This window comes from Buchnera aphidicola (Chaitophorus sp. 3695) (genome assembly GCF_964058985.1).
Classification (GTDB): domain Bacteria; phylum Pseudomonadota; class Gammaproteobacteria; order Enterobacterales; family Enterobacteriaceae; genus Buchnera_J; species Buchnera_J aphidicola_BQ.
The window spans coordinates 145,774-164,683 of record NZ_OZ060379.1 but is presented as its reverse complement, the minus strand read 5'-3'; the positions used below and the strand labels follow the sequence as shown (position 1 = coordinate 164,683).

The 18,910-nt window shown below is 20.0% G+C and carries 16 protein-coding genes; 7 read left to right on the top strand and 9 right to left on the bottom strand.

What is annotated here, in order from left to right; translation table 11 throughout:
• Window positions 1-120: 120 nt before the first annotated feature.
• A complete protein-coding gene (grpE, locus tag AB4W58_RS00730) occupies window positions 121-696 on the top strand; it encodes a nucleotide exchange factor GrpE (RefSeq protein WP_367674185.1) in 576 nt (191 codons plus the stop codon).
• Between the two features lie 68 nt (window positions 697-764).
• Here grpE and ung read toward each other — a convergent pair whose 3' ends face one another.
• On the bottom strand, window positions 765-1,418 hold the full coding sequence (gene ung, locus AB4W58_RS00725; RefSeq protein WP_367674184.1) for a uracil-DNA glycosylase: 654 nt from the start codon (window positions 1,416-1,418) through the stop codon (window positions 765-767).
• A gap of 184 nt (window positions 1,419-1,602) precedes the next feature.
• On the opposite strand from ung, the gene AB4W58_RS00720 reads away from it, so the two are divergent.
• Window positions 1,603-2,202: a redoxin domain-containing protein gene (locus AB4W58_RS00720; RefSeq protein WP_367674183.1), complete on the top strand. Its 600-nt coding sequence runs from the start codon at window positions 1,603-1,605 to the stop codon at window positions 2,200-2,202.
• A gap of 180 nt (window positions 2,203-2,382) precedes the next feature.
• On the opposite strand, the gene AB4W58_RS00715 is transcribed toward AB4W58_RS00720, so the two are convergent.
• A complete protein-coding gene (locus AB4W58_RS00715; protein WP_367674182.1) occupies window positions 2,383-3,246 on the bottom strand; it encodes a DUF2076 domain-containing protein in 864 nt (287 codons plus the stop codon).
• A 250-nt stretch (window positions 3,247-3,496) separates the two neighbouring features.
• On the opposite strand from AB4W58_RS00715, the gene gyrA reads away from it, so the two are divergent.
• From gyrA to yfaE, 4 genes are all read left to right on the top strand, one after another.
• A complete protein-coding gene (gyrA, locus tag AB4W58_RS00710) occupies window positions 3,497-5,995 on the top strand; it encodes a DNA gyrase subunit A (RefSeq protein WP_367674181.1) in 2,499 nt (832 codons plus the stop codon).
• A gap of 107 nt (window positions 5,996-6,102) precedes the next feature.
• Complete coding sequence (gene nrdA, locus AB4W58_RS00705) at window positions 6,103-8,385, top strand: class 1a ribonucleoside-diphosphate reductase subunit alpha (RefSeq protein ID WP_367674180.1); 2,283 nt, start codon at window positions 6,103-6,105, stop codon at window positions 8,383-8,385.
• A gap of 34 nt (window positions 8,386-8,419) precedes the next feature.
• Window positions 8,420-9,547: a class Ia ribonucleoside-diphosphate reductase subunit beta gene (gene nrdB, locus AB4W58_RS00700; protein ID WP_367674242.1), complete on the top strand. Its 1,128-nt coding sequence runs from the start codon at window positions 8,420-8,422 to the stop codon at window positions 9,545-9,547.
• Entirely contained in the window at window positions 9,548-9,826 is a 279-nt protein-coding gene (yfaE, locus tag AB4W58_RS00695) for a class I ribonucleotide reductase maintenance protein YfaE (RefSeq protein ID WP_367674179.1), read from the top strand.
• 1 nt (window position 9,827) lies between these two features.
• Here yfaE and pta read toward each other — a convergent pair whose 3' ends face one another.
• The 5 genes from pta to prfA form a co-directional block, all read right to left on the bottom strand.
• A complete protein-coding gene (gene pta, locus AB4W58_RS00690) occupies window positions 9,828-11,957 on the bottom strand; it encodes a phosphate acetyltransferase (RefSeq protein ID WP_367674178.1) in 2,130 nt (709 codons plus the stop codon).
• 35 nt (window positions 11,958-11,992) lie between these two features.
• On the bottom strand, window positions 11,993-13,207 hold the full coding sequence (locus tag AB4W58_RS00685; protein ID WP_367674177.1) for an acetate kinase: 1,215 nt from the start codon (window positions 13,205-13,207) through the stop codon (window positions 11,993-11,995).
• A 124-nt stretch (window positions 13,208-13,331) separates the two neighbouring features.
• Window positions 13,332-14,141, bottom strand: coding sequence for a tetratricopeptide repeat protein (locus tag AB4W58_RS00680; protein WP_367674176.1), 810 nt, complete (start codon window positions 14,139-14,141; stop codon window positions 13,332-13,334).
• Between the two features lie 89 nt (window positions 14,142-14,230).
• The gene (gene prmC / locus AB4W58_RS00675) at window positions 14,231-15,064 is read right to left on the bottom strand and encodes a peptide chain release factor N(5)-glutamine methyltransferase (protein ID WP_367674175.1); all 834 of its coding nucleotides are present in this window, start codon (window positions 15,062-15,064) and stop codon (window positions 14,231-14,233) included.
• Window positions 15,061-16,146, bottom strand: coding sequence for a peptide chain release factor 1 (gene prfA, locus AB4W58_RS00670; protein WP_367674174.1), 1,086 nt, complete (start codon window positions 16,144-16,146; stop codon window positions 15,061-15,063). Before prfA ends, prmC begins: the two co-directional genes overlap by 4 nt.
• A 357-nt stretch (window positions 16,147-16,503) precedes the next feature.
• Here prfA and AB4W58_RS00665 point away from each other — a divergent pair, with 357 nt between their 5' ends.
• Window positions 16,504-17,451: a ribose-phosphate pyrophosphokinase gene (locus AB4W58_RS00665; RefSeq protein WP_367674173.1), complete on the top strand. Its 948-nt coding sequence runs from the start codon at window positions 16,504-16,506 to the stop codon at window positions 17,449-17,451.
• 59 nt (window positions 17,452-17,510) lie between these two features.
• Here AB4W58_RS00665 and AB4W58_RS00660 read toward each other — a convergent pair whose 3' ends face one another.
• A complete protein-coding gene (locus tag AB4W58_RS00660) occupies window positions 17,511-17,996 on the bottom strand; it encodes a TIGR00645 family protein (protein WP_367674172.1) in 486 nt (161 codons plus the stop codon).
• 97 nt (window positions 17,997-18,093) lie between these two features.
• Entirely contained in the window at window positions 18,094-18,543 is a 450-nt protein-coding gene (locus AB4W58_RS00655) for a CvpA family protein (RefSeq protein ID WP_367674171.1), read from the bottom strand.
• Window positions 18,544-18,910 lie beyond the last annotated feature (367 nt).

Here is an 18,910-nt window from a genome sequence, read left to right as displayed (position 1 = left end):
ATTTTTTTTAAAAACAAATATTTCATTATTTTAAAAATTTTATGCTTTTAAAAAAAATATAAAATCACTTAAAAAAATTCAAATAATAAATTTATCAATCTAACATTATTAGGATCTATTATGAATTTTTCTAAAAAAAATGAAAAAAATGATATAAAAAAAAAAAAAAAAATAAATCAATCTATGAAAGAAATTTCTAATAATATAAGTTCTAAAAAAGATAAAAATAAAAAAATATTAAAAAAAATATTTAAATTTAATAAAAAAATTTTAGATATAGAAAAAAAAATTAAAGAAGCTCCATTAAGACTTTTAGCTAAAATTGAAAATATAAAAAAAGAAAAAAAAAAAGAAAATAAACTAATAAAAAAAAATAAAATTACAGAATTTTTTAAAAAATTTATTCTAATTTTAGAAAATATAAATAAAATTATCCTGATTTTTCCTCAATTAAAGAATAAAAATAATTCAGAAATTCAAGGAATATCTTTAATACAAAAATCTATTCTGGAAATAATACAAAAAAATAAAATTAAAAAAATAGGAAAAGTAGGAGATAAATATAATCAAAATATTCATAAAATAAATAATTATAACAAAATTAAAAAAGATAAAAATTATATAATAAAAGAAATAATTCAAGTAGGATATATTTTTAATCAAAAAATATTAAAAAAAGCTATTGTAAAAATATAAATCAATTAATTATAAAAATGGCTTAATTTAAAAAAGCCATTTTATATAGAACATACTTATAAAATATTTTACTTCGTGTTCCAATTAATTTTTTTTTTATTTTGATTTAATAAAATTTTATTTACTTTAGAAAAATGTTTACATCCAAAAAAACCTCTATATGCTGACAAAGGAGATGGATGAGAAGTAAACAAAATATAATGTTTATTACAATCAATTAAATGTTTTTTTTTTTGAGCATACAACCCCCATAATAAAAATATTATACCAAAATGATAATCATTAATTAATTTAATGATATAATCTGTAATACTTTCCCAACCATATTTTCTGTGTGAACCAGGACAATTAAAAGATACAGTTAGAATAGAATTTAATAAAAAAACACCTTGTTTAGACCAACTTTTCAAACAACCTGATTGAGTTTTTATATTTTTATTAATATCAGATTTTATTTCTTTAAAAATGTTTTTTAAAGACGGAGGAATAGATATATTTTTATTAACTGAAAAAGCTAAACCATTAGCCTGATTAACTTTACAATAAGGATCTTGTCCTAGAATTACTACTTTAATATCATTAAATTTTGTTAAACGAAAAGCTTTAAAAACATCTTTTTGATTAGGAAAAATCATTTCAATTTTTCTTTTTTGATTAATTATTTTAAGAATTTTAATAATTTTATTTTTTTTTTTTTTTAATAAATCTTTCCAAGTATACATAAAAATTATTTATAAATATCCTCATAAAAATATATAATTATTATTAATAATGATATACAAATTAAATATATTATATATAATAATATAAATTTTTTTAGTAAAATAAAAAAATTTTATAAAATACTAGATTTTAAATTTTTATTTAAAACTTACAAATTTTTATAAATAAATAGGATAATATATTATGACACTAGTTGCACAATCTGCTCCTGATTTTATTACATCAGCTATCCTAGAAAATGGGAAAATTACTGATTCTTTTCATTTTAAAAAATATATCTCTAATACTAAAGCTATTTTGTTTTTCTGGCCTATGGATTTTACATTTGTATGTCCATCAGAAATTATTTCATTTAACCAAAATTATGAAGAGTTTAAAAAAAGAAAAGTAAAAATTGTTGGCATATCTTTTGATTCTGTATTCGTTCATTCTGCTTGGCAAAAAACAAAATATAAAAATGGAGGAATTGGTCCAATAAAATATATTATGGCATCAGATATTAAAAGAAATATACAAAAATCTTATTTTATTGAACATCCTACTTTAGGAATGGCTTTAAGAGCTTCTTTTTTAATTGATGAAGAAGGTATCATTCGACATGAAGTAATTAATGATTTACCTTATGGAAGAAATATTCAAGAAATGATTCGAATGATAGATGCATTAGATTTTCATAAAAAAAATGGAGAAGTATGTCCAGCAAATTGGACTACTAAAAAAGAAGGAATTAAACCGAATTTTAAAGGAATTTCTAAATATTTATCTAAAAATAAAATAATATAAATTTAAGATAATAATTGCATTCGATTAATCTTATTTATTAAAAAATAAATATTATTAATCGAATTATTATATGTAAAATAAATTTTTGTTTAATAAAAAATTAATACAAAAATTATTTTATAAAATGTAAAATTAAAAAATATTTAAAAAATATTTATATGAATTTAAGATACATATTATTTATTCACTATCATAATCTTCATCTAATATATCTTCATCATCGAAATATTCTTGATGATTTATATCACGATTTGAAAAATCAGAAAAATTATCTTGATTAATTTCATTTGTTTCTAAAATAGAATCAGAATTATTTGAATCTATAATATTTTCATTATTATCATCATTAGAAAGATCTGAATCTATAGAATTTTGATCTATATGATGATGTTCTGAAGAATTTTCTAAATTATCTGATAAATTATCATGATTTTTAGAATCTTCAAATTCGTTAAAATTATTTTTACTATCATATGGATATTCTTCATTAGAAACAAAATTTTCATCAGAATAATTTAAAATGTCTTCTGCTGGTTTATTATGATCAAATAAATTTAATAACATATTTCCAGCTACGATACCTCCTGTCACTCCTACTGCGGTTTGTAATGCATTTGTAAGAAAACTGCTACTTCCTCCTGACATAGAAGTATTAATATTTTCATTAGATTGATTTAACGGTCTATCATTTTTATTGTAATAAGAATGATTTGTTCGAGAAGTTGAATTAAAATTTTTCGCTTCATTAGATTCATTTGGAATATATTTACTTATTAAATCAGATAAAAAACTTTTTTTAGAAGATGTAGAAGGTGTAGAAGTTTTTAATTCGTTTTCTAATTTTTTAATAATATTATTTAATTTTTTTATAGCTACTTCCTGTACTAAAATAGTTTGAATCATATAATAAATAACATTAGGTTGTTTTTTTAAATTTTTTTGAATAAAATTTTCTGCTTCCAAATCTTTAAAAGATGAATTTTTTTCTGCTAAATTTAATTTTTTAAATAAATCTTTTATTAATTTTTTTTCTTGTATGTTCATATTTTCCTTAAATATTATATATTTTAAATTTATTAATTATTATTTAATTAATATGAATTTACATAAAAATTTTAAAATATAAAAATATTTTAAAATAAAATAAAATAATAGTAAAACTCTATTTATATTTTTTAATTAAAAATCTTATAAAAATAATTAAATTTAGTCAAAATTTAACGAATCTATTCAATATGTTATAATTATATAAAATATATACAACAATAAATTACTCTGAAATAGAAGATATTTAATGAAAACATTTGCAAAAGAAATTATACCAATAGAAATTGAAAAAGAATTGAAAAATTCTTATTTAGATTACGCAATGTCTGTAATTATAGGACGAGCATTACCTGATGTAAGAGATGGATTAAAACCTGTTCATAGAAGAATATTATTTGCTATGCACATATTAAATAATAAATGGAATAAACCATATAAAAAATCTGCAAGAATTGTAGGAGATGTTATTGGAAAATATCATCCACATGGAGATACAGCAGTATATGATTCTATTGTACGTATGGCTCAATTTTTTTCATTAAGATATATGTTAATTGATGGACAAGGAAATTTTGGATCTATTGATGGAGATTCACCAGCAGCAATGCGATATACAGAAATTAGAATGTCTAAAATATCTTCTACTTTATTAAATGATTTAAATAAAAATACAGTAAAATTTGTAAAAAATTATGATGGATCAGAAGAAATACCTGAAATTCTTCCTGCATCTATTCCAAATTTATTAATTAACGGATCATCTGGAATTGCTGTTGGTATGGCCACTAATATCCCCCCACATAATTTAAATGAATCTATTAATGCATGTTTACAGTATATTAAAAACCCAAATATTAGTTTAAGAGATCTAATGAAATATATACCTGGACCAGATTTTCCTACATTTGGAATTATTAATGGAAAATCTGGAATTTATAAAGCATATAAAACAGGAAAAGGAAAAATTTATATTCGAGCACGTATAAAAATTGAAAATAATTTTAAAAACAAAAAAAAATCTATCATTATATATGAATTACCATATCAAACTAATAAAGCAAAATTAATAGAAAAAATTGCACTTTTAGTTAAAGAAAAAAAAATAGAAGGCATTTCAGCTTTAAGAGACGAAAGTGATAAAGATGGTATGAGAATTGTTGTCGAAATTAAAAAAGAATCAATTGCTGAGATAATTTTAAATAAATTATATGCTTTAACAACTTTACAAAATTCATTTGGAATTAATATGGTTGCACTATCTCAAGGACAACCTAAATTAATGAATTTAAAAGAAATCTTAAATGAATTTATTATACACAGAAAAGAAATTGTTACAAGAAGATGTATTTATGATTACAAAAAATATTCTCAAAAAATTATTTTATTAGAGGGTTTAGCTGTAGCTTTAGAAAATATTGATTCTATCATTAAATATATTAAATCTTCTTCTAATACCGAAGAAGCTCAAAAAATTTTATTATCAAAAAAATGGAAAATTAAAAATTCTATAAAAAAATTAATTAATCCAGAAAAAATCGATAAAAAAAATAAATATAAATTTTCTATAAAACAAATTAAAAAAATTTTAAACACTAAATTAAATAAATTAAATAATTTAGAACATAAAAAAATTTTTGATAGATATCAAGAATTTCAAAATAAAATTTGTTATTTAAAGGAAATCTTAAATAACGAAACAAAAATGATTCAAGTTATTCAAGAAGAATTAAAATTAATTAAAAATAATTTTGGAGATCAAAGAAAAACTGAAATTACAGATAAAACTTCAAACATTAAAATAAAAGATATGATTACAGATGAAAATGTTGTAGTTACTTTATCACATTCAGGATATGTAAAATATCAACCTATTAGCGAATATGAAGCTCAAAAAAGAGGAGGAAAAGGAAAATATGCAGCTAAAGTAAAATCAGAAGACTATATTGAAACTTTAATTGTAGCAAATACTCATGACACAATATTATGCTTTTCTAGTAAAGGTATTATATATTGGATGAAAGTATATCAATTACCAGAATCTAGTCGAAATTCTAGAGGAAAACCTATAGTAAATTTATTACCATTACATTCTAAAGAAAGAATTACAGCTATTTTACCTTTAAAAAAATATCAAAAGAAAAAAAATATATTTATGGCTACTGCTCTCGGTATAGTTAAAAAAACTTCTTTAAGTAAATTTCAAAATCCTAGAAATAAAGGTATTATTGCATTAAATTTAAAAAAAAATGATGAATTAATAGGAGTATCATTAACAAATGGAAAAAATAATATAATGTTATTTACATCTCAAGGAAAAGTTGTACAATTTTCTGAAAAACATGTGAGATCTATGGGTAGAACGGCAACAGGTGTTAAAGGAATTAAAATAGAAAAAAAAGATCGAGTAGTCTCTTTAATTATTCCTAAAAAAAATGGAGAAATTTTAGTAATTACTCAAAAAGGATATGGAAAAAGAACTCATATTAAAGAATTTCCTATAAAATCTAGATCAACAAAAGGTGTAATTTCTATAAAAATTACAACAAAAAACAAACTCGTAGTTAAAGCTATTCAAGTTAAAGAAAAAAATCAAATTATGATTATCACAAATTCTGGAAAATTAGTTCGAATACGAGTTTCTGAAATCAATATTTTAAAAAGAAATACACAAGGTGTAATTTTAATAAGAATGATTAAAAAAGAAAAAGTCGTAGGACTACAAAAAATTCAAGAAAAATTAATATAATTTAGTTTAATTATATAAAAATTTTTGATCATACTTATTTTTTATATTAAATATAAATATTTTTATATAAATAATAAAAAAATGTTTTATTATAGGTAAAATTAAAAATGAAACAAAGTCTGTATGTTACTAAAAGAAATGGAAAAAAAGAACCTATTGATTTAGAAAAAATACATAAAATGTTAAATTGGGCTTCAAAAGGATTAGAAAATATTTCTATTTCACAAGTTGAATTAAAATCTAGAATACAATTCTATAACGGAATTACTACTATAAACATTCATGAAACAATTATTAAATCAGCCGCAGATTTAATTTCAAAAGAAAATTCAGATTATCAGTATTTTGCAGCTAGATTATCTATTTTTCATTTAAGAAAACAAGCATATGGAAAATTTAAACCGCCTAAATTATACGATCATGTAAAAAAAATGATAAAAATTAATAAATATGACGATAATTTATTAAATAAATATTCTAAAAAAGAAATAGATATACTAGATAGTTTTATTGATCATAATAGAGATATGAATTTTGCATATGCTGCTGTTAAACAAATGGAAAAAAAATATTTAATACAAAATAGAGTTACAGGAAAAATTTATGAAACTGCTCAATTTTTATATATTTTAATCTCTGCTTATATATTTTTAAACTACCCAAAAAAAAATAGATTAAATTATATCAAAAAATTTTATAACGCAATTTCGACATTTAAAATATCTTTACCTACACCAATTATGGCAGGAGTAAGGACTCCAAATAAACAATTTAGTTCATGTGTATTAATTGAATGTGATGATAATCTAAATTCAATTAATGCAACTTCAAATGCTATTATAAAATATGTTTCTCGAAGAGCAGGAATTGGAATTAATGCAGGAAAAATAAGAGCTGTTGGTAGTCCAATTCGAAATGGAGAAGCATTTCATACTGGATGCATTCCATTTTATAAACACTTTCAAACTGCAGTAAAATCTTGTTCTCAAGGAGGAGTAAGAGGAGGATCAGCAACTTTATTTTATCCAATATGGCATCTTGAAATAGAAAGTTTACTGGTATTAAAAAACAATAGAGGTATTGAAGAAAACAGAATTAGACATATGGATTATGCAGTACAAATAAATAAATTAATGTATAAAAGAATGATTTTAGATAAAAAAATTACTTTATTTAGTCCATCTGATGTACCAAATTTATATAAATATTTTTTTTCTGATCAAAAAAAATTTATCAAGTTATATAAAAAATATGAAAAAAATAATAAAATTAGAAAAAAAAGAATACGCGCAATAAATTTATTTTCTTTAATCTTACAAGAAAGAACATCTACTGGAAGAATATATATTCAAAATGTTGATCACTGTAATTCACATAGTGCTTTTAATCCTAAAAAAGCACCAATTAGACAATCTAATTTGTGCTTAGAAGTAACATTACCAACAAAACCTATAAATGATATTAATGATGAAAAAGGAGAAATTGCACTTTGCACGCTATCTGCTATAAATTTAGGTAAAATTAAATCATTAAAAGAAATATCTAAATTATCAAATTTAATTGTACGTGCATTAGATGAAATACTTGATTATCAAGAATATTCCATACCATCTGCGAAAAAAAGCGCTCAAAATAGAAGATCCTTAGGAATTGGAGTAATAAATTTCGCTTATTATTTAGCTAAAAACAAAGTAAAATATTCTGATGGGAGTGCAAATTCAATTACACATAAAACATTTGAATCTATACAATATTATCTTTTAAAAGCATCTTGTAAATTAGCTCAAGAAAAAGGACCATGTAAATTTTTTCAAGATACTAATTATTCTAAAGGAATTTTACCAATCGATACATATAAAAAAGATTTAGATTTAATTTGTAAAGAACCATTGTATTTAAATTGGGAAAAACTTAGAAAAAAAATACTAAAATATGGATTAAGAAATTCTACATTATCAGCTTTAATGCCTTCAGAAACATCTTCTCAAATTTCTAATGCAACAAATGGTATTGAACCACCAAGAGGTTTTGTTAGTATAAAAGTTTCTAAAGATGGTATATTAAAACAAGTAGTTCCAGAATATAAAAAATTAAAAAAACATTATGAACTTTTATGGGATATGCCAAATAATACTGGATATTTGCATTTATCTGCAATTATGCAAAAATTTATTGATCAATCTATTTCTACAAATACTAATTATGATCCAAAAAAATTTAAAAATGATCAAATACCAATGAAACAACTTATATATGATTTATTAATCTCTTATAAATATGGTTTAAAAACATTATATTATCAAAATACTCAAGATGGATCAAAATTATTCCAAAAAAATTATATAGAATATGATAATTCAAATTGTTCTGGAGGGTCATGTTTTATTTAATAAAAAAAAATTTAAATTTTATAGGCATAAAAAAATGAAATTTACAATATTTTCAAAAAAAAAAAATAATTCATTAAAAGAACCAATGTTTTTTGGACAGCCAGTAAATATTTCTAGATATGATCAACAAAAATATACAATTTTTGAAAAAATTACTGAAAAACAATTATCTTTTTTTTGGAGACCAGAAGAAATTGATCTTTCTCAAGATAGAATTGATTTTCAAAAACTTCCTAAACATGAAAAACATATTTTTTTAAAAAACTTACAATATCAAACATTATTAGATTCTATTCAAAGCAGAAGTCCTAATATAGCATTTTTACCAATTATTTCTATACCTGAATTAGAAACATGGATTGAAACATGGTCTTTTTTTGAAACTATTCATTCAAGATCATATACTCATATAATTAGAAATATTAGTCATTCTCCTTCTAAAATATTTAATGAAATAATCTCTAATAAACATATTATTACTCGCGCAAAAGATATTTCTAAATATTATGATCAATTAATTCAGTTAATATATTATTGGAATTTATTTGGAAAAGGAACATATCAAATTAATAAAACTATTAAAAAAGTAAACTTAAGTACATTAAAAAAAAAACTATATTTATGTTTAATTAGTGTAAATGCTTTAGAAGCTATTCGATTTTATGTAAGTTTTGCATGTTCATTTGCATTTGCTGAACGAGAAATGATGGAAGGAAACGCAAAAATTATTAAATTAATTGCTAGAGATGAATCTCTACATTTAATTGGAACTCAACATATTTTAAATATTCTTCATAATGAACCACAAGAAGGAATGTTAAAAACTAAAGAAAAATGTAAAAAATATGCTTATAAAATTTTTAAAAAAGTTGCTGAACAAGAAAAAAATTGGGCGAAATATTTATTTAAAAATGGATCAATGCTTGGTTTAAACCAAGAAATCATATGTCAATATATTGAATATATTACCAATATTAGAATGCAATCTATTGGATTAAATCCTTATTTTAAAATATATTCGAATCCCATTCCATGGATTAATTCTTGGTTAATTTCTGATAATGTCCAAGTTGCTCCTCAAGAAGCAGAAACAACTTCTTACTTAGTAGGGCAAATTAATTCTAAAATTTCTAATAAAAATTTTTATAAATTCAAATTATAAATGAAACAAAATATTATTAATATCTATAAAAAAAAAAATATAATTATTTCTAAAAACGATCAATCTTCTTTATTACAAATATTAATAAAAAACAATATTAACATTGATTATCAATGTAAAGATGGATACTGTGGAACTTGTAAAGTAATTTTAATTACAGGTAAAATACTTTATTTTAAAAAAAAACCGATAGCTATGTTAAAAAAAAATGAAATTGTTTCATGTTGTTGTAAAGTATTAAGCGATATTAAAATTAAACTATACAAAATAAAATTTTAAATTATATTATATTTGATTGTATAGCTGTTATAACAATAGTATATAGAATATCTTTTATAGAAGAACCTCTTGACAGATCATTTACAGGTTTTTTTAAACCCTGTATAATAGGACCAATAGAAATTATTGAACATGATCTTTGTACTGCTTTATATGCAATATTTCCGCTATTTAAATCAGGAAAAATAAAAACATTAGCGTTACCTAACAATTGTGATTGAGGACATTTTATATTAGAAACAAATATATCATTAGCAGCATCATATTGTATTGGACCTTCTATTAATAAATCAGGGCGTTTTTTACGTACTAAATTAGTAGCAATTCTAACTTTTTCAACCATTGATCCTGATCCAGAATCATTAGTAGAATATGATAACATTGCTATTCTCGGATTTATTCCAAAATTTTTTGCAGAATCTGCAGATTGTATAGCAATTTCAGATAAATCTAGTGCACTAGGGTTAGGATTAATAGCACAATCTCCGTATACCAATACTTTATCTAAAAATAACATAAAAAATATAGAAGAAATTAAATTTGTATCTTTTTTCATTTTTACTAATTTTAAAGCTGGACGTATTACATCAGCTGTAGTATTTATAATACCTGCTACTACTCCATGATATTTTGAATTTTCCATTAAAAGAAGCATTGATAATATAATATTATTTTTTTGTAAAATTTTTTTACATTCGTTTAAACTAATATTTTTATTAAATTTAAAAAAAATTTTAATATATTTTAAAATAATAGTTTTAGGATTATAAATCTTAAATGAATTTGATAATTTCAATCCTAAAGAATTAAATTTTTTATGAATTATTTCAGGATTTCCTAATAAAATACATTTACATAAATTTAATTTATGACATAAATATGCTGCTTGAATTATTTTTTTATTTTCTCCTTCTGGTAAAATTATAGATTTTTGTAATTTATTTGATAATTTTTTTAATTTATATAAAAACTTATAAGATGAAATATTATCTTGTACAAGAGACTTTTGTTTTAAAATAGAATAAATTTGATTAGATATAATAGAAAAAGAATTATTACATAACATATTTTTCTTAACAAAATTATTTTGAATCAAATTTATTTTATTTAAATTAAATAATATACTATATAAATCTTCTTTAGAAGAAAAAATTGAAATACCTATCTTAATTAACTTCTGATATAAAAAACTTTTAATATAGTCTTTTTTATTATTTATAATTATTAATATAGAAAAATAAATTCTATTCTTTTTAATAAAAAATAGAATTTTTTCTAAAGAAAAAAAAATTTTTAAATCAACTATTAATAACGTACTTTTATTAAGATTATGTAAAAAATTTAAATCATGATTTAAAACAAAAATAATAAAATTAATCTTAAAATTATCGGTTTTATTTAAAAAAATTATTTTTGCGTGAAACAAACTTAATAAAGATTTTGTATTTATGAAAAAAGAACTTTTATACATTGAATTAAATGCTAATATTGGTAATTTATTATATTGAAAAAATTTTTTTGTAACTAAATAATCTTTATCTAAGATAAGTTGATTTGTTTTATTCATCTTAAAAGTATTATTTTCTATATTAAACTGATTAAAATAATTATTAAAAATAATTCCTAAAACTTTTAAATCACTTTTATTTAAAAAAAAATTTTCTAAAATATACATCTTATAACTTAATTCTTGAAATAAAGTATTTTCAATAGTTACGACAAATATAATTTCAGCATTTAAAATTCTAGCAATATCTAAATTTAATTGATTACAAAAATACATAGAAATATTATTTAAATATGATATACCTTCTATTAAAACTAATTTTTTATTATTATGTAAATAATATGAATCTAGTATTTTTTCTAAATACTTTAAATATATTTCATGATCGAATAAATATTCTATATTTTTAATAAAAACTGGTTTAATACAATTTATAGATTTATATTCTTTTTTAAAATAAAAATAAGTACTTTGAAAGTACTCTGTTGATTTTTTATTACACAATAAAGGAGAATAGAAATTAAAATCTATTTTATCCTTATTTAAAATATTAGATAAAGATAAAATTAAAGAAGTTAAATTCTTATTTATTCCTATAGGAATTAAAATAATTTTTCGAGCCATATAATCCTTTTAAATAATTTAAAAATATAATATTTTTAAATGTTTTTTTTATTAATTAAATTTTTTGTTTCTTTTGCAATAAATAATTCTTCTTTAGTAGGTATTACTAATATTTTGATAGAATTTTTTTTATTGATAAAATAATTTTTATTAAATTTTACATTATTATTTAAATTTTTATCAATATATAATCCTAATAAATTTAATTTAGAAATTACTTTTTTTCTAATTAAAATAGAATTTTCTCCTATACCTCCAGTAAAAATTACTGCATCTAATCTTTCTTTCATTAAAGTACTATATGCTCCAATGTATTTTGCAACTCTATGACAAAAAATTTCTATTGCAAGTTTAGAATTTTTATTATACTGATAATTTTTTTCAGAATAACGACAATCACTACTTTTAGTACTAATTCCTAATAATCCTGATTTATATGTTAAAATTTTTTCTATAACACGTATACTTAAACCTAATTTTTTATGCATAAAAAAAATTATTGCAGGATCTAAATCTCCACTTCTAGTACCCATAACTAAACCTTCTAATGGAGTTAAACCCATAGAAGTATCTACAGATTTTCCAGATTTAATAGCAGTAACTGAAGATCCATTCCCTAAATGACAACTAATTATATTTAATAAATTTTTTGATTTATTTAAAACTTTAGAAGTTTTATTTAAAATATAATTATGACTAATACCATGTGCTCCATAACGACGAATTTTATTTTTTTTATAAAATTTATAAGGAATAGCATATAAAAAAGATGATTTAGGAAGAGAAGAATGAAAAGCTGTATCAAATACAGCTACATTATTTTTTTTTAAATGCGGAAAAAATTTTTTAGAAATTTTAAAACCTATGATATTTGCAGGATTATGTAATGGAGCAAAAATAGAAAATTTTTTGATTATTTGTAATATTTTATGATTTATAATTACTGATTTATTTAATTTATCTCCTCCATGTACTATTCTATGACCAATACCATAAATTTGATTATAATAATTAAGATATTTATCTTTAATTCTTGTAAAAACAAACTTTAATGCATCTTCATGATTAGTATAATCAGATAAAATTTTTTTATATTCTTTGTGATCTGTATATATATATACTGCAGTTTTTGTTAAAAATAAACGTTCTATGATTCCAGAAACATATGTTTTTTTAGAAGAAGGATCTAAAATAGAAAATTTTAAAGATGAACTACCACAATTTAAAACTAAAATTAATTTTTTTAACATAAAGAAGACTCAAATTACAAACATATAAGTTTATACAATTGAAATATAAAATTTTTAATTAAAATATTTTAATTACAGTAAAAATTATAAAACTTAAATGTTTATTAAGATTTAATTTAATACATTAATGTATAGTATGAATTTTTTTTTTTATAGATTTAATTTTTAAATTTATAATTTCGCTAATTGGATCATCTGGACATTTATGAATAAAATACGAAAAATCTTTTACTGCCAAAGAATAACATTCTAACTGAGAATAAATTAATCCTCGATCTCGAATTTCATAAGGATCGTTTGGATAAAATTTTAATAAAACATTACTTACTTTTAGTGCTAAAAAAATTTTGTTTTCTTCCATTAAAGCTGATTTTAAAGTATTTAATATTTTTTTAAAAATATCTTTAGATTGTGATATTTCTAAATATTTTTTATACAAAACTGCTGAAGAACTAATATTACCTTTTAACCATAATTCTAAAATATTATGATTTAAAATATCTCCATTAAAAGGATTAATTAAAACAGTTTTTTTATTTAAAAAATCTGCTCTTAAAATAAATTGAGTTGGAAAAATAACTGGATTTAAAGGTATTTTTAATTTATTTGCGAAATGTAATAAAATTACTCCTAAAGAAATTGCTGTTCCTTGACATGTTTTTAAAACCTTATCCATCCATAATACATCTGACAAATTATACTTTCCTTCAATTTCTCTAAAATTCCAATGAAAATAAAATAATTCTAATAATTTATTTAATTTATTGATAGAATTTTCTTCATGAGAAATATAATTTTCTGCTTCTTTTAATTTATATTTTAAATTAGAAAAAACTTTTTTTTTACAAAAATTATCTTTAATTTTTTTAAGACAAAATAAAACAGATTCTAAAATAGTAGATTTAGAAAAATTTATATCAGAAAAATAGTTCATATATTAACCAAAGTAGATGTTATTAAATTAATTAAAAATTTAACTTATAAAAAATTTATTAAAATTATTTTATTAAATATAGATTTATACTAATAATATTTTTGACCTGAAGTAATTCTATTTCTTCCATTATAATCTTTATACGTTTGAACATTAATATAATGATATCTTTTAAAAAATTTTTGAATCATATTTTTTTGTTTCCAACCATGTTCAATTAATAACCATCCTCGATTAAATAAATAATTTTGAGCGTATTTAATAATTTTAATTATATCAGAAAAACCATTATTTTTTGATATTAATGCAGTAATTGGTTCAAATTTTAAATTTTTTTGTAAAGATAAAAACTCTTTATAACTAAGATATGGTGGATTACTTACAATAATATGATATTTTTGATTTAATATAGAAGTAAACCAATTACTACAAAAAAAATTAATATTTTTCAAATTTAAAGTATTTGCATTATACTGAGCAATATTAATTACTTCAGGAAACAAATCAATTCCTGTAACATAACAATTTAATTTAGAATAAGCTATTGATATAGCAATATTTCCACATCCCGTACCTAAATCTAAAATTTTATAAGTATTATCTTGAATTTTCATTAAAGATTGTTCAACTAAAATTTCACTATCTGGTCTAGGAATCATAGTTTTATTAGATACAAAAAAATTTAAAGACCAAAATTCTTTTTTTTTAATTAAATATGCTAATGGTTCATTATAAAAACGACGTATTAATAATTTATTCAATATCTTTATTTCTTTTATATTTAAATAATAATCTTCATAACAAAGAATCCAACTACGTGGTTTATTTAATACATTACTTAATAAAACTTCTATATCTAAAATTGAATTATCAATTTTATTTAAGATAGTCAATGCAAATTTTTTCCATTTTTTAATCTTCATTCGTGAATCTCAGATAATTTAGATAATTTTTTTGCTTGATATTCTTGCATAATTGGATTAATTAAAAAATCTAAATTTCCTTCCAAAATTTTATCTAATTTATATAAAGTTAAATTGATTCTATGATCAGTAATTCTATTTTGAGGAAAATTATATGTTCTATTTCTATCAGAACGCATACCGCTTCCTAAAAGATTTTTTTTAATTAATGCAGATTCTTGATTTTTTTTTAAAATTTTTTCAGAATGAATTCTAGAAGATAAAACAGATAGTGCTTTAGCTTTATTTTTATGCTGTGAACGTTCATCTTGGCATTCTACAACAATTCCAGTAGGTATATGTGTAATTCTAATAGCTGAATCTGTTGTATTTACATGTTGACCACCTGCACCAGAAGATCTAAAAGTATCAATTTTTAAATCTTTATTTTTAATTTTAATTTCTTGTTCTTTCGGTAATTCTGGCATAACAGCAATAATACAAGTAGATGTATGTATTCTTCCTTGAGTTTCAGTTTGAGGAACTCTTTGTACTCTATGACCACCAGATTCAAATTTTAAAAAACCATATGCTCCATTACCAATAATTTTTATGATAATTTCCTTAAATCCACCATAATCTCCATTATGCGAATGTATTAAATCTACATTCCAACCTTTCATTTCAGCATAACGAACATACATTTTATATAATTCTCCAGAAAATATAGAAGATTCATCTCCTCCTGTAGCAGAACGAATTTCTATAAAACAATTTAGATTATCTTGAGGATCTGATGATAATAAAGATATATTAATTTTGTTTTCTAATTTATTTTTTTTTTCAATTAAATTTTTTAAATCTTCTTGAGCTAATAAAAAAATTTCTGAATCATTTAATAATTTTTTGGTTTTTTTAATATTAAATTCATTTTTTTTCCATTTTTTAAAAAATAATACTGTATTAGAAATTTTTAAATACTCTTTAGATAAATTTAAAAAATACTTTTTATCTTGTATAGTTTTTTTATTAGATAAATGAGTTTCAATTTCATTAAATCTATTTTCTAAAAATTCTAATTTCTTTAATATATAAATGTTCATAAAAAATTATAAACCTTTTTAAATTCATCAACGTTTTAAAAATATATATATATATTTAATTTAAATTTTATCATATCTTGAATATATTAAATTAAAAATTTATGAAATTAATTTTAAAAAAAAATAATCAATACATAATAAATAATAATTTTTAAAAAAAAAATATATTTTATTTTTTTAAAAAATTCAAATCTATATAAAATTTTTTTAAAGCACTGATTTTTATAAAAAATAAATCTAAAAGTTTATATGTAATCTTTATATATAAAAAATTATTAAGGAAAATATTTATATTATTTTTAATTTTTTTAAAATATTTCAAAAATTTTAAGTTATTTAAACAAAAATAGGATTGATATGTCTAATATAAAATTATTTTCTGGAAATTCTGTACCTGAATTAACATGTGCTATAGTAAAATTACTAAATTTAACTTTAGGAAAAGCTAAAGTAAGTCGATTTAGTGATGGAGAGATTAACGTACAAATTAATGAAAATGTCAGAGGTGGAGATATATTTATTATTCAATCGATTTGTTCTCCTTCAAATGATAATTTAATGGAACTAATTGTAATGATAGATGCATTAAGAAGATCGTCTGCTGGAAGAATTACAGCTGTAATTCCTTATTTTGGTTACGCTAGACAAGATAGAAGAGTACGCTCAGCACGAGTTCCAATTACAGCAAGAGTAATAGCAGATATGTTATCTAACGTAGGAGTAGATCGAGTATTAACTATTGATTTACATTCAGAACAAATTCAAGGATTTTTTGATATTCCTGTAGATAATATTTTTGGAAGTTTAATATTATTAGAAGATATGTTAAAAAAAAAATTTAACAAACCTATAATAGTCTCTCCAGATATTGGAGGTGTAATTAGAGCAAGAGCTATTGCTAAACTTTTACATGACGCAGATATGGCTATAATTGATAAAAGAAGATCTTATGAAAATATTTCTAAAGTAATGAATATTATTGGAGATGTTAGAAATAGAGATTGTATATTAATAGATGATATGATTGATACAGGAGGAACTTTATCTAACGCTGCTTATGCTTTAAAAAATAAAGGAGCTAAACGTGTTTTTGCATATGCTACTCATCCAATTTTTTCTGGACAAGCGTATGTTAATATTAAACAATCACACTTAGATGAAATTATTGTATGTAATACAATTCCATTATCTCAAAATATAAAAAAAATAAAAAAAATAAAAATATTAACTGTATCTAATATGCTTGCTGAAGCTATTCGAAAAATAAGCAATGAAGAATCTATTTCAGCTATGTTTGAACATTAATATTTATAATAATTTTTCTATAAAATTGAGTAAATTAATAAAAAAATAAATAAATTTTTTTATTTTATTTTTTTACTCATTTTATCAATATAAGCCATACCGAAAGCAGAAATTACAAAAGTTAAATGAATAATTACACATAAAATTATTTTATTATCTGAAACTTTTTCTGCTTCCATAAATAATTTCAATAAATGTACAGAAGAAATAGCTACAATAGAAGAAGATACTTTATTTTTAATAGAATTTACATCCATTTTACCCATCCATTCTAACCTATTTTTATCATCTTCCATATGCATTTTAGATATAAAATTTTCATATCCTGAAAACATCACCATTACTAATAAACCTCCAACTAAAGCAATATCAATTAAAGATAACACTACTAAAACTAATCCTGATTCTGAAATTACTAATATTTCTGGAAGAACATAAAAAACTTCTTGAAAAAATTTTAAAGTTAATAAAATAAAACCCAAAGATAAACCAAAATATACGGGAAACATAAACCATCTAGATGCATAAATCATTTTTTTAATCATATTTTTATTTCTTCGCGTTATACTAATAATTTATTCATAATAAAATATTTATTTTTTAAAAAATTAAATTATACACATTTAATTTAATTTTAAAAATTTAAAATAAATACAAAAACTTAATTAACATTGGAAAAAAATAAGAATTTATTAAAAAAAATTTATTATTTATATGTAAAAATTTATTTATAAATAAAATTATAAATAATATTATAAAAATACCTCTAAATAATCCAAATAAAAATCCTAAAATATAATTATTAAAACCAAGTATACCTAGATCGTCAAAAAAATTTTTTAAAAAATAATAAGATATCAACTCTAATAGTAAAACAATAAAACTAAAAAAAATAACACAAAAAGATATTTGAAATGCACCACTATACATTAAAATAATTTTTTTTGAAATCATTAAATTAAATAAATAAAAAAATATAATACTTACAAAAAAAATTAATATAGATATTATTTCTCTTAAAAAACCTCTTATTAAACCAAAAATAGTAGATAAAAAAACAAAACTAATTATAGAAAAATCATATAAATTCATATATCTTCCAAAAAAAAAAAATTATAATTTAATTAAGTTTAAATAAAAATGTATTTTTATGAAAGTATTTATTAATAAATTTTTATTAAAATCAAATATCTTCGATATGAATATATCTAATATATTTAAAATATATAATATATAATGTATTTTTATTAATATAAAAAAAAAAAAAAATAAAAAAATAGCTAATAAAATTTTATAAAAATATTGTTTTTAAAATTTTTAAAAATTTTTTATATTAATAATCTTAATTTTATATTTAAAAAAAATATTTTTATAATAAAAATTATTTTATTATTTTAAATATAATTTATATTTTATCTTTCGTCATTTAAAAAAATAATTTTAAAAAATATTAAATAAA